The sequence below is a fragment of the Micromonospora sp. CPCC 206061 genome, from assembly GCF_036906915.1.
Taxonomy (GTDB): Bacteria; Actinomycetota; Actinomycetes; order Mycobacteriales; family Micromonosporaceae; genus Phytohabitans.
The window spans coordinates 1-12785 of the sequence record NZ_JBAKHX010000134.1; the positions used below are offsets into that span (position 1 = coordinate 1).

General features: G+C 69.3%; 13 protein-coding genes and 1 pseudogene. 5 read left to right on the plus strand and 9 right to left on the minus strand.

Going from position 1 to position 12785, the window contains the following annotated elements; genetic code table 11:
* Positions 1-156: 156 nt before the first annotated feature.
* The 6 genes from V6V89_RS39530 to V6V89_RS39555 all read right to left on the minus strand — a co-directional run bounded on the left by V6V89_RS39530 (position 157) and on the right by V6V89_RS39555 (position 5394).
* A complete protein-coding gene (locus V6V89_RS39530) occupies positions 157-399 on the minus strand; it encodes a hypothetical protein (protein WP_334624823.1) in 243 nt (80 codons plus the stop codon).
* Between the two features lie 70 nt (positions 400-469).
* The gene (locus V6V89_RS39535; protein WP_334624824.1) at positions 470-706 is read right to left on the minus strand and encodes a hypothetical protein; all 237 of its coding nucleotides are present in this window, start codon (positions 704-706) and stop codon (positions 470-472) included.
* Positions 707-921: 215 nt separating this feature from the next.
* Positions 922-1929: a sugar phosphate isomerase/epimerase family protein gene (locus V6V89_RS39540; RefSeq protein ID WP_334624825.1), complete on the minus strand. Its 1008-nt coding sequence runs from the start codon at positions 1927-1929 to the stop codon at positions 922-924.
* Between the two features lie 182 nt (positions 1930-2111).
* The gene (locus tag V6V89_RS39545; protein ID WP_334624826.1) at positions 2112-3020 is read right to left on the minus strand and encodes a sulfotransferase family protein; all 909 of its coding nucleotides are present in this window, start codon (positions 3018-3020) and stop codon (positions 2112-2114) included.
* 3 nt (positions 3021-3023) lie between these two features.
* On the minus strand, positions 3024-3911 hold the full coding sequence (locus V6V89_RS39550; protein ID WP_334624827.1) for a sulfotransferase family protein: 888 nt from the start codon (positions 3909-3911) through the stop codon (positions 3024-3026).
* Positions 3912-4152: 241 nt separating this feature from the next.
* Complete coding sequence (locus V6V89_RS39555; RefSeq protein ID WP_334624828.1) at positions 4153-5394, minus strand: glycosyltransferase; 1242 nt, start codon at positions 5392-5394, stop codon at positions 4153-4155.
* 15 nt (positions 5395-5409) lie between these two features.
* On the opposite strand from V6V89_RS39555, the gene V6V89_RS39560 reads away from it, so the two are divergent.
* The 3 genes from V6V89_RS39560 to V6V89_RS39570 are packed head-to-tail and all read left to right on the plus strand — an operon-like array spanning position 5410 to position 8478.
* Positions 5410-6321 (plus strand): sulfotransferase family protein, encoded by a 912-nt coding sequence (locus V6V89_RS39560; protein ID WP_334624829.1) that lies wholly within the window; start codon positions 5410-5412, stop codon positions 6319-6321.
* Positions 6314-7078, plus strand: a complete 765-nt coding sequence (locus V6V89_RS39565; protein WP_334624830.1) for a sulfotransferase family protein — start codon at positions 6314-6316, stop codon at positions 7076-7078. The genes V6V89_RS39560 and V6V89_RS39565 overlap by 8 nt, the downstream gene beginning before the upstream one ends.
* Positions 7075-8478 (plus strand): hypothetical protein, encoded by a 1404-nt coding sequence (locus tag V6V89_RS39570; protein ID WP_334624831.1) that lies wholly within the window; start codon positions 7075-7077, stop codon positions 8476-8478. Before V6V89_RS39565 ends, V6V89_RS39570 begins: the two co-directional genes overlap by 4 nt.
* Here V6V89_RS39570 and V6V89_RS39575 read toward each other — a convergent pair.
* Entirely contained in the window at positions 8470-9138 is a 669-nt protein-coding gene (locus V6V89_RS39575; RefSeq protein WP_334624832.1) for a hypothetical protein, read from the minus strand. The two genes, V6V89_RS39570 and V6V89_RS39575, sit on opposite strands and share 9 nt — an antisense overlap.
* A complete protein-coding gene (locus V6V89_RS39580; RefSeq protein WP_334624833.1) occupies positions 9131-9316 on the minus strand; it encodes a hypothetical protein in 186 nt (61 codons plus the stop codon). Before V6V89_RS39580 ends, V6V89_RS39575 begins: the two co-directional genes overlap by 8 nt.
* 261 nt (positions 9317-9577) lie before the next feature.
* On the opposite strand from V6V89_RS39580, the gene V6V89_RS39585 reads away from it, so the two are divergent.
* Complete coding sequence (locus V6V89_RS39585; protein ID WP_334624834.1) at positions 9578-11443, plus strand: CocE/NonD family hydrolase; 1866 nt, start codon at positions 9578-9580, stop codon at positions 11441-11443.
* Here the strand turns inward: V6V89_RS39585 and V6V89_RS39590 are convergent.
* The gene (locus V6V89_RS39590) at positions 11440-11829 is read right to left on the minus strand and encodes a VOC family protein (RefSeq protein ID WP_334624836.1); all 390 of its coding nucleotides are present in this window, start codon (positions 11827-11829) and stop codon (positions 11440-11442) included. The genes V6V89_RS39585 and V6V89_RS39590 overlap by 4 nt on opposite strands.
* Before the next feature lie 250 nt (positions 11830-12079).
* Here V6V89_RS39590 and V6V89_RS39595 point away from each other — a divergent pair.
* Positions 12080-12785 (plus strand): annotated as a pseudogene (locus V6V89_RS39595) (hypothetical protein); the annotation flags it as partial.

Sequence of the window (12785 nt, forward strand, 5' to 3'; positions counted from 1 at the left end):
GAGGTCACGGACGCACCGGCATGGGTACGCGTGGCTGTCCGTCCACCGCGTTCGCGCCGGCCCGGCCCGATGCCGGGTCAGCTCACCCTCTTCTGACCGCGGAGGCTCCGCTGAGGCGCGGGTCTAGATCGCCGGAGCCGCCCCGGCCTACCCTTGTCAAGCCCGATGGCTCCGAGACCTGGCCATTTGCACCGGCAGCGGGTCACCCGCGACGGTCAGCGTCGAGGCTGCGCAGTGTTGGTTCGGTGATCGGCGCAGCGCCCCGGGCACCTCCACCTCGACGAGGGCCGACGAAACCAGCGGCACGTCGTCATGGGTATTGAGCCAGGCGACAAGATCGGCGCTGCACTCCTCCTGCCGCACCAGCTTGACCACGGCGGCGGAGTCGAGATAGATCACCAGCGTTCCTCGTCACGCATTTCGGCGAGGGTCGAGGCGACATCTATGCCCTCGTCACCGAGCTTCGGTGTCAGCCGGTGCGGCGGTTGCCCCATTGACGCGGGGTCTGGACCGAGCCGCGACCGCCCGGATACTGGCCCTTACCCGGCGGCTGCGGCTGCGCCGACGACTTGCCTTTGCCCTTGGCACGCCGCTCGGCGCGGTTCGTGAAGACGGGAACGTCGGCTGCGGCATCGTCAGCGGGCGCAGACTGGTCGTCCGAAGCCTCGTCGGGCTCGCCGTTCGGCGGCGTCGCGGTGTCAGGCATCGAAGCCTCCCGGAAGAATCGGTATAGCGGCGTGGACGACGCCCACCACAGCGTAACCTGCGCCTCGCGCACCCATGATCAGGGCCGTCCGTCCACCCACGAACGTCGATCAAGGGAAAGTCGGTCGATCAAGGGCGAACGCACGTGGATCGGAGATCGAACCACGCGCGTTCGCCCTTGATCGACGAAAAAAGGGGCGGAGGCCGCCGCGCGGGTCAGGACGATGAGGAGAAGGCGGCGTCGAAGGCTGCCGCTGGGGCGTCGAAAGCCAGTCGGCGGACGAACTCAAGCGCCTCTGGCGCTCCCACCAGCCGGTCCATGCCCGCGTCTTCCCACTCGATGGAGATCGGCCCGTCGTACCCGATCGCGTTGAGCGCGCGGAAGCAGTCTTCCCACGGCACATCCCCGTGACCAGTCGAGACGAAGTCCCAGCCGCGCCGCAGGTCGGCCCACGCCAGGTGGGACGACAGCCGCCCGCGCCGCCCGTCGCCCGTGCGTACCTTGGCGTCCTTGCAGTCGACGTGGTAGATCCGGTCGGCGAAGTCGAGGATGAAGTTGACCGGGTCCAGCTCCTGCCAGACGAAGTGCGATGGGTCCCAGTTCAGCCCGAACGCGGGGCGCCGGCCGATCGCGTCGAGCGTACGCACCGTCGTCCAGTAGTCGTAAGCGATCTCGCTCGGGTGTACCTCGTGCGCGAACCGCACGCCGACCTCGTCGAACACGTCGAGGATAGGGTTCCAACGCTCGGCGAAGTCTGCATAGCCGCGCTCGATCATCTCGGGCGGCACCGGCGGGAACATGGCCAGCGTGTGCCAGATCGACGACCCGGTGAACCCGACCACGGTGCCTACACCCAGCTTGGCCGCCGCCCGGGCGGTGTCGGCCATCTCGGCTGCGGCCCGCTGGCGTACGCCCTCCGGCGAACCGTCGCCCCAGATCCGCGCCGGCAGGATGCCCTGGTGGCGCTCGTCGATCGGGTGGTCGCAGACGGCCTGCCCCACGAGGTGGTTGGAGATCGCGAAGACCTGCAGGTTGTACTTGGCGAGAGTCTCCCGCTTCCGGTCGACGTACCCGTCGTCGGCGAGCGCCTTGTCGACCTCGAAGTGATCGCCCCAGCAGGCGATCTCCAGCCCGTCGTAGCCCCACTCGGAGGCGAGCCGGCACATCTCTTCGAACGGCAGGTCGGCCCACTGGCCGGTGAACAGCGTGATCGGACGCGCCATCGTCCCTCTCCTCGAAACCGGTTCATGCCAAGGTGGCGCGAGGGACGCCGGTGCCAAGATCGGCGGTGTGGTGGCGCTGCCCGGACCACCGGGGCGGTGTCAGGCCCGAGCGGGTTGCGCCTCCCGCCCGGTCGCCAGCCGCGCCCGGGTAACGCCAGACCCAACTCTAGGCCGCGCGTCCGCTACTCGTAACCCCACTCTCGCAGCGGCTTGTCGAGGACCCCCTGGATCGCGGCGACCTGCGTGTCGGTGAGCTCGTGCCGGTACGCGGCGCCGCGCTCGGCGTGGAAGAGGTGCCGTGCGAAGCCGGACTCGAACCGTGGTGTCCAGTCCAGACCCAGAAACGCGAGCATCCGGGCGGTCTGCTCGTTCGGCGCGCGCACGAGATCTTCGTACCGGACGTCGAGCCACTGCTCGGCGGGGTGCGCGGCGCGGGCCTGCGTGTATGCCTCCATCAGCATCTTCCAGCCCAGCGCGGCCAGCACGGGGAACGACCGGCCGGCCTCCTCCCACTCCTCGCGCAGCGCGGGCGGCAGCGGCCCGTACAGCCAGTTGTCGGGGCCGCGCCAGCCGTCCCACCACCCCATCTGAAGCCACGAGTTGGCCACCGCACGGCCGTCGCGCACCACGTTGATCACCTTGAGATCCGGGTACGCGGCCTGCAGGAACCCGGTGCGGGGCCAACCGGTGAGGTGTTGGAGGAGCACGTCGCAGCCCTGCCTGCGGATGCGGTCGTCGAAGAACTCGCGCATCCTGCGCTTGACGAATGGCGTCAGGTCGTCGGCGACCAGGTCGCGGCTGGGCTTGGAGAAGCCGGCGAAGACGTGCCGGTCGAGCAGGTGGTATGCCTCGGAGGGCGCGACGCGCAGCCGGCCGCGTTCGAGCAGGCGGCGACTGTGGCGCAGCGAGGTCATGCCGGAGGGGCGGGGCCCGAGCCGCCGGTACAGGGTGCCGTTGAACCGCCCGGCCAGGTTGAGCTTGGGCAGCTTGTCGTCGACGCCGGAGATGAAGCCCACGGCGGGATGGCGCGACAGCACCTCCTGCACAAGGGTGGAGCCGCAACGCCCGGTGCCAACGACGACCGACAGCACGGTTCAGACCTCTCGACGGCGGAACGGGTAGCCGAAGCGCCGCAGCAGGGGCGCGGTGATCAGAGTGACCAGGGCGAACGAGGCACCGGAGAGCCCGCGTACCCATTCGGCGTCGGGCGCCACGCGCACCTCGCCGGAGCGGTGCCGCGACGGGTTGCCGGCCACCGAGTGGGTGGGCGCCAACCGCACCGTGCCCGGGCCGATGAACGGCAGGTCGCCGGCGACGCCGGCGAACGCCGCGATCCGCTGGACGGTCGCCGCCGGGTCGGCCACCAGGTCTTCGTAACGGACGCGCAGGTATCGCCCGGAGCGGCGCCAGAGCAGCGCGGTGGACGCGTTCCAGACCAGCCACAGCAGGGCTGCCTTGGCGACCGGCGGGCGGCTCATCAGCTGGGCGTCGCCCTCGCCGTCGAGCCCGCGGCGGCGGCGCCACGAGAACGCGGCGGCGCGCGGGTCGCGCACCAGATGCAGCACCCGCAGATCGACGCCCGGCAGTCCGGCCACCAGGGCACCGTACGGCGGCAGCTTCGAAGAGTCCACGACGAGTTTTCCGCCGACCGCGTCGTACACCGCCGCCAGCGTCGCGTCGTCGGGATGGCCCGGCACCCGGCGGCGCCACAACAGGGCCGGCAGCCGGCGCATCCGAAGCCGGTGGCGCAGCCGTGCGGAGATACCGGACGGGTCGGCGTCGACCTCTTTCATGACGGCCATCCACAGCGGACACTCGCCGAACGGAAGGCCACAGCCACAGGGCCGGTTTTCGACCGCCCCGCGCTGCCACAGATACCGCAGCTCGCCGGCCGCCAACACACCGTCGAGCTGACCAAGCAGCGTAGTGACCAACGTGGACCCACTACGCCCACTACCCGCGATGTACAGAACCCTGGTCATGCGCCGCCGCCCGCAGCCGGTCCGGAGTCGAGGGAGCTGTGAGGGCGCGCCGCCCGCAGGCGCCACCAAGCGGAGGGAGCGCAGCGACAGGAGCGACTGGCGGCTACAGGGCGGACTCCAGCGCCCGAACCGCCCGCGCGAAGCGCGGGCCAGAGTTGCAGCGACCGAGCGCAGGGCCGGCTACAGGGCGGCCCAAAGGGCGCATGACCCGCGCTCGCGCAGCGAGCGCCAACCAGCACAGTCATGCGCCGGCTCCACTGTAGACATCGCGCAGGCGGGCGAGGTGTGTGTCGGGTGCGAAGTCACGGACCACCTTCGCCCGGCCGGCCTGCCCCATCGCGAACGTGCGCTCCGGGTCGGCCAGCAGCTCTCCCAGCACCCCGGCGAGCGCGGCCGGGTCGTCGGCGGGCACGATCGCGCCGTCAACACCGGGCTCGACCATTTCGGGCAGGCCGCCCAGGTCGGTGGTCACCACCGGTAGCCCGCAGGCGAAGGCTTCCAGTACCGCCATGGGTTGGTTTTCGTGCCAGCGCGACGGCACGGCGGCGACCGCGGCGCCGCGTAGGAGGGCGTGCAGCGCCGGCTTGGTGAGCCGGCCGTGGAACCGTACCCGATCCGGAGCGTGCTCGGCGGCGAGCGCCTCCAGCGTGGATCGGGCCGGGCCGTCGCCGGCGATGTCCACGTGAAAGCCGCCATCGGCGGCGGCGTGGATCAGCGTGTCCACACCCTTCTCGCGTGCGAGCCGGCCGGCGTAGACGACGCCGCTGCCCGGCCGCTCGGCAGCCGGCACGGCCGCCGCGTCGACGAAATGGTTGACCACCCGCATCCGCTCGGGAAACACGCCCGCGCGGCGCATCACGCCGGCCAGGAACCGGCTGGGGCTCACGAACGCGTCGACGTCCCCGTAGGCGCGGGTGGTGCGGTGCACCCATGACTCGAGACTCAGCACCGCGCTCGCGCCGAGCGAACCGTCTTTGCACCGCCGGCGCGCCGCCTGCCAGGGACCGCCCGTGACGCAGGCGTCACAGATCGTGTGGCCGTCGAGAAGCTGGTAGCTCGGGCAGGCCAGCTTGTAGTCGTGCAGGGTCAGCACGCACCGCACGCCCGCCGCCCGCACGGCGCGCAGGACCGAGGGCGACAGCTGGTGGTAGATGTTGTGCATGTGGACCACGTCGGGCTTGAAATCCGACATCACCCGGGCGAGCCCGCGCCGGCTCGCGGGCGAATACACCATCCGTCCCACGGCCGCCGCGCGCCGCATCGGGCCGCGCGGCGCCGGCTCCAGCTCGACGTACGGTGGGAAGTGCGCGCCGTAACGCTGCGGGGTGTCGTTTTCGGGGTGCGTCATACCGAAGAACGCCACCTCGTCACCGTGCGCACGCTGAAGCTCGGCGAGGTCGAGCAGGTAGCCTTCGGCCCCGCCTCGCCGGTACAGGAACTTGTTGACGTGCAGCACTCGCATCGACCGAGAGGCTACCGCCATGCGAGTATCCTTCGCGTGCCCCTCTCTCCGCAGCCCACGGCGGTCGCCTACACCGCCCGCCGGATCGCCCGGCACTTGAAGTGGGTGCGCACCGAAGGGCTGCGCCGCCTCGTCGAGGAAGATCGGCTCAACCCCGTCGAGCGCGCCGGCACGGCACTGGCCAAGCGCCGCTGGCGGCGCAACCATGGCGTCACACCGGGTCAGGCCAGGCCGGTGTACATCGTGGGCCTGCAACGCTCGGGTACCAACATGCTGATGCGTGGCTTCGACGCGGCACCCGAATTCGAGGTGCGCAACGAGAACGACCGGCGGGTGTTCCACCGCTTCCAGCTTCGCTCCGACGAGACGCTGAAGGCCGTCATCGGTGCCAGCCGGCACGCATATGTGCTGGTCAAGCCGCTCTGCGAGAGCCACCGGGTCGACGAACTGCTCGCCCTGCCCGGCTCGGCTCCGGCGCGCGCGGTGTGGGTCTGGCGGGACGTGGACGACCGGGCGCGGTCCGAGGTGGCCAAGTTCGGTGACTCGAACCTGCGGGCGCTGCGCGCCATCGCGGGCGGCGCCATCGGTGACGGGTGGCAGGGACAGCGGCTCGACGACGAGGCGCGCGCCCTGATCGGCGGCTTCGACTACGGCCGGATGACACCGCACGCCGCGGCCGCCCTCTTCTGGTACTTGCGGAACCGCCTCTTCTTCCGCCTCGGCCTGGACCGGCGCTCCGACGTCCTGCTGTCGTCGTACGACGCCCTGGTGGACGACCCGGAGGCCGCGACCCGGCGCCTGTGCGACTTCCTTGAGCTGCCGTACGACCCGCGGCTCTGCGCGCACGTCGAGCGCCGCGCCCCGCGCCGACGCCCCCTCGACATCGACGCCCGAATCCGCACGCTCTGCGACGGACTGACCGCTCAGTTGGTGGCACACCATGGCTGACGCACCCATCTTCCTGGTCGGCTGCCAGCGCTCCGGCACCACGATGCTGCGCTTAGTGCTCGACTCGCACTCGCGGATCAGCTGCGGGCCCGAGACCCGGTTCCTGACCGACATGCAGCGGATCGTCGGGCGAGACTGGGAGCGGCTGGCCAGGTTCGGCTTCGAACGCGACGACTGGCTGCGGCGGATCGCGGACTTCTTCGGCGGGATACACACCGACTACGCCAGCGGGCGCGGTAAGGCGCGATGGGCCGACAAAACCCCGCTGTACGCCCTCGCGATCCCCTTCGTCACCGAGGTCTTCCCCGACGCGCAGATCGTGCACGTGATCCGCGACGGCCGCGACGTCGTGGTGTCGCACCGCAAGCGGTTCGGGTACTGGTCGGCGGTGAAGTGCGTGGTGAAGTGGCCCCGGTACATCCACACCGCCCGCGCCGCCGGCCGCTCGCTGCCAGCGGACCGGTATTACGAGCTGCGGTACGAGGACGCGGTGCGGGAGCCGGAGAAGGCGCTGCGTGGGCTGTTCGAGTTCCTGGGCGAGCCGTGGGAGCCGGAGGTGCTGGAGTACAGCGACAAGCAGCACGACGTCGCCCAGAAGTACACGACCGAGGCCGACCGGCGGCGGGCAGCGGCGCGTACCGACGCGCAGATCTACGGCTCGCGGGTCGGCACGTACCGGCGGGAGCTGGACCCGTTCCTGCGGCTGCTGGTGTGGGTGTTCTCCCGGCGGACGCTGCGTGAGCTGGGCTACCGATGAAGCGTCTTGTCGCTGTCGCACTGGTGCTGTTCCTGGCGGCCTGCACCGGGTCGGAGCCTGCTCCCCCGCCCACTCCCTCGACCACTGCCCCCACTCCGTCCGCCACGGGTACCACCGTGTTCGGGGCGCACTGGGACTGGAACCGGTACGACGCCTTCCAGCCGTACCTGCGCAAGCTCGCCGGCTCGGCCACCTACCACGAACTGACCTGGTGTGCTGTGGAGCGGCAGCAGGGCCAGCGCGACTGGACGGCCGTCGACCAGGTGGCCACCCGCAGCCGCGATCTCGGCATCACCCTGCACCTGAAGATCCGCGTGGGGGTGTGCTGGGCGACCGGCGGCACCGCGCAGTACACCCGTGGTCAGGCCAACAAGACCGAGTCGGCGATGCCCCGCGACCTGGCCACATACAAGGGGTTCGTCGACGCGGTGGTGCGCCGCTACCAGCCGTACGGCGTCCGCGAGTACGCCATCGAAAACGAGGTCAACGCGCCGAGCTACTGGGCCGGGAGCACCGCCGACTACACGAAGCTGGTCGAGGCGGCCGCCGAGGCGATCCGCGCCGCCGATCCGAAGGCGCTCGTGGTCGACTCCGGGATCAGCAGCGTCGCCTACGGCATGGGCGTCGCCGACCGGTTGCTCCGCGCGGGCCAGCAGGACCAGGCCGCCCAGGCGTACCAGCGGTACTTCCAGCGGCGGATCGGCACCCGTGGCCAGAAGATCCCCGCCGATGCGGCCGCCGCTATGTCGGTCCCCGAAAACGTGCGCAGCCTCCAGTTTCTCGCCGCCACCGAGGCGCTGCTCGACCGCAAGGTGGTCGACGTGCGGCAGGTGCACTTCTACGAGCACTGGACGGCCGTGCCCGACCTCATGGGCTACCTGTCTGCCGAAAACCCCGCTGGCACCCCCATCGAGGCGTGGGAGGTCGGCCAGTTCTGGCGTACGCCCACCGGCGATGACGACGCCCGGGCCGGCGAGATGGTGAAGGCGGTGACCCAACTCGTCGCGGCCGGCGTGCGCGAGGTGATCTGGCTGCCGCTCGCCTACAACCCGAACAACCGCCAGGGCAGCGAGGTGCGGTACGGCCTGCTCGACCCGGACGGTGCCGAGCGTGTCGCCGGCCGGATGATGGCCGACCTGGCGACGGCTGCCCGGGGTGCGACCGCCCAGCCGGTGAGCGACAAGGGGCTGCGCGGGGTGGCGTTTCGCCGGGGCGGCGAGAGCACGCTGGTGGTGTGGAGCGACGGCGGCCCCGTGACGGTGCCCGGCGGCTCCGGGGTGAGCGGCGCCGAGGTCGGCAAGCCACCGTCGACAGGCGACGTCAAGGTCACCGCCACGCCGGTTCTCCTCCGCGCCGCGAAGGACCCAGCCGCGATCCTCGCCACGGCCCGTTCAGGCTGACGAGCTGCCCGCCACCGCGTAGCCAAGGCGCTCCAGCTCCTTGATGGCCGTTCCTGGGCTACGCCGGATGGCTGCCGAAAGCTGCCGCTTGCGGTACTCGTCGCGCGTCCGGTCGAGCACCGGCTCCCACCCCGCCTTCGGTGTCACCAAGCCCTCGACGATCAGGCACTCGACCAGGTCCTCGATCGCAGGGCGCAGCCGGCGTCCGCCCACCGGAAGGTGAATCTTGGCCAGACCGTCCTTGCGACCCTGCGCGCGGCGGAAGCTCTCCAGCCCGTCGTGCCGCGCGCAGACCTGCAGGTGCGCCTCCGCGTACCGCTCCTTGTCCCGCTCGAAGTCGTAGTGCAAGAGGATGTCCTCGGCCTGTGCGCCTAAGTAGACGCCGCAGTACGACCTCTCCACGGTTAGGAACAGCCGTTCGTCCTTGTCGAACGTCAGCTGGCAGCTCACATCGATCGAGATCCGGCTGCTGCCGTACGACCGCATGCGTATCGGTCGCGACGACCCGTCGACGTCGAGCCGCGTGCCGACGATTGCCAGGTCATCACCACGCATCATGGTGATGACCTTGGCGTGATCGCACACAGTCTTGTTGAGGACGTCTTGCAGCGTGTCGGCGAACTGGCGAGCTTCCACGGCCAGGTTGCGCTTTCTAGTCATCAACCGGCCCGATCGTGTACCACGCCTTCAGCGCGTCGATCGAGCTGAAGTCACGACGCCGGGCCATATCCGCGAGTTCCTCATAGGTGAGCCCTAGTCGATCAAGGCGACGCTGCACTAGCGCATCCCATTCCTCGTCGGTCAGCACGATGACGCCGTCGACGGTGTTGGTGGTCATGGCTGCCTCCGGTGTCTTGGCCGGCTTGTCGGGATCGACGCTAGGCACCATGACATTGCCCCTCTACCCCACGTCACTTGGTAAATACCAAAGGTCACCAGCGATTCCGACATTTCGTCAGATGATCAGCGGATCGACCAGCACAACTTCCTCCTTTCAGCCTAACGTCCGCTACGGCGAGTCGCGTGTTGAAGTGGCGGATGGCGATGTTTCGACAACTGTCCGTTGCCCGGCCCGTACCGCGTCCATAGAGTGCCGCGCATGGGGCGGTTCTGGGTCGGTCTCGGTGTCCTTCCGGTCGCTATGGTCGCGGCGCTGGGGGCAGCCGCCCCAGCGCAGGCGCGCGAGGCGCCCACCATCGTGATCGAGGACGGAGTCACGCAGCCCGTCTTCGGATACGCGGACGCGATCCGGGAACGTCTCTTCATCGACTCCACCTTCGACAGCGACGCCGACGGGCTGCGCGACATCATCGCGTTCGACGTGATCCGGCCGCGCGCCACCGCTGACGGGCTCAAGGTACCGGTCATCATGGACGCCAGCCCGTACTACTCGACGCTCTGCCGGGGCAACGACGGCGAGTGCAAGGCCGACATCGACGGCGACGGCCTGCTCGACAAGTGGCCGCTCTTCTACGACAACTACTTCGTGCCGCGCGGGTACGCGATCATCCTGCTCGACATGGTGGGCACCAACAACTCGACCGGCTGTCCGACGACCAACGCCAACCAGGACAACCTCAGCGCCAAGCAGGCCGTCAACTGGCTGGGCGGCCGGGCCGTCGCACGTAACGCCGCCGGCCAGCAGGTGACGGCGGAGTGGCACAACGGCAAGACCGGCATGGTCGGCAAGTCGTACGACGGCTCGCTGGCAATGGCGACGGCCGTGACGGGCGTGCGGGGGCTGACCACGATCGTGCCGATCAGCGGTCCTACGGAGTACTACGACTACACCCGCAGCAACGGCGTGGTGACCCGCGCGAACAACTATCCGTCGTTCCTCGCGAACGTGGTGACGAACCCGGAGCGGCGAGACTACTGCAAGCCGGTCCGGGACGCGCTCGCCGCGAACGACGGCGACGAGCACGGTGACTACACCGCCTTCTGGAACGAGCGCAGCTATGTGAAGAAGGCCGGCAACATCTCGGCGAGCGTGTTTCTGGTACACGGGCTCAACGACGACAACGTGCGGCCGGACCACTTCAGCAAGTTCTGGTACGAGCTGGCACGGTACGACGTGCCCCGCAAGCTGTGGTTGACGCAGACCGGCCACGTCGACCCGTTCGACTTCCGCCGCGCCGAGTGGGTGGCGACCCTGCACCGGTGGATGGATTACTGGCTGCACGCCGTGCCGAACGGCGTCATGGACGAGCCGCGGGTCGACATCGAGCGCGCGGCCGACGTGTGGGAGGCGCACGCCGACTGGCCGGTGCCGAGCACGGTCGGCACTGAGGTGTGGCTGCGCCCCGACGGACTGGGCCTGGTGCCCGCGGCCGATCCCGTCACACAGTCCTTCCAGGACAGTCCAACGCAGACGCAGAACACCATGATCTTGAATCCGGACACGGTGCAACCCAACCGGCTCGCGTACCTGTCGGCGCCTCTCACCGCCGCTCTGCACGTGTCTGGTACGCCGGTGGTGAAGGTGCGCGCCGCCGCCGACCAGGTGGACACCAACCTGGGTGCGATCCTGGTCGACTACGGCACCGCCGAGCGGGTCAACCATCGGGCCAGCGGTGAGGGCATCGTGACGCTGACGACCGAGGACTGCTGGGGCGAAGACAGCGCCACCGACAACGCCTGCTACCGGCAGACGCAGAAGCGCGTGCACACGGCCGACGTGGAGCTGGTCACGAAGGGCATCATGGACGCGCAGAACCGCCAGTCGCTGCGAACGCCCACGCCGCTCGTGCCCGGTGAGCGATACAACTTCGACTTCCCGCTGCTGCCGGAGGACTACGTCTTCCAGCCGGGACACCGGATCGGCGTCATCATCGTTGGCAGCTATCCACAGTACTCCAGCCAGCCCGACCAGACCCGCGCCGTCATCGAGGTCGCGCTGAAGAGCAGCCGCATAGTCCTGCCGATCGTGGGCGGCACAACGGCAGCCCACGCGGCCGGACTCTAGCTGAGCAGTTCCCGCTCGGCTGGGCTCGTGTTCATGCAGAACTCGTTGCCCTCTGGGTCGGTGAGGACCATCCAGCCACGGCCGTCCGGCTGGCGGCGGTCGGCCTGCACGGTGGCGCCGAGGCCCACCACGCGCTCGACCTCCTCGTCGCGGGTGCGGTCGCGCGGTTGCAGGTCGAGGTGCAGCCGGTTCTTGACCACCTTGCCCTCCGGCACCCGGGTGAAAAGCAGGCCCGGATGGTCGGGGCCCGGCGGCAGTACCGCGCATTCTTCGTCGTCGGGTTCGGATTCGCCGTCGAACTGCCAGCCGGTCACGTCGGCATAGAACCGCGCGAGCGTGTACGGATCGGTGCAGTCAAATGAGACCCAGCGGATAGATGAAGCCATCCGGTGATTATGGCGTAGGCTGCCCGGGACCGGTACCTGGTTTCGGGGACCGACTGCGACGCAGGTCACAGCAGATCGGTGAACCCCAGAGATCATCCGTTCGGCTGATCACCCGGCGATGAATACGCCAGCATAAATTTGCTTTAGGAAAAGCCGGGAAACATTAAATCATTATTTGCGACTTGACACCCAATACCGCTTTCCTTTTAGGTGAGGTCACTCGATCTCGGCACTGAGAAAAAGGACACGCATGACCGGAAATCAAAAGCGGCTCCTGGGCGTGGTTGCCACCCTCGCGGTATTCGGCGGCATCGTCGCTGTCACGCAGGTGTCCAACGCCGCAGGCGAGCGCAACAACGCTGCGTCCCGTGGCTGCGTCACCGCACCGGGCGGCGCGGCCCCTAACGGGCAGAGCGTGACCACCAGCCGCCAGAACGGCCGCACCGTCCGCAACTACTGGGGCGACGGACAGTTCTGCGGCACCGCCCAGGTCAACGCGGCGACCACCCAGACCATCACGTGCCCGACCGTGGCCGACAAGCTGCAGAACGTACCTGCCGCCGCGCGCGCCGAGGTCGACCGCAACCTGGCGCTGCTGGAGACCCAGATCGCCGAGGCGAACCAGCGGCTGGCGACCAGCCAGGGGGAGGGCGGACCGAACTTCGTCCAGAACGCCATCCTGGGGCCGCTGGCCAGCAAGCGCACGGCGGCCATCGACCGGATCGCCATCGCGATCGACCGTGTCGGTGACCGGCCGAACAACCTGAACGGGCTTGCCAACTGCACCCTGAGCGCTGGGAACGGCAACAACAACGGCGGCAACAACAACGGCGGCAACGGCAACAACAACGGCGGTAACAACGGGGGCAACCAGCCCGCCACCCCGCCGCCGCTGAACAAGGAGCCGAACACGTGTGAGGAAGGCAGCAACCTGCCGATCCACGATGGTTTCCAGA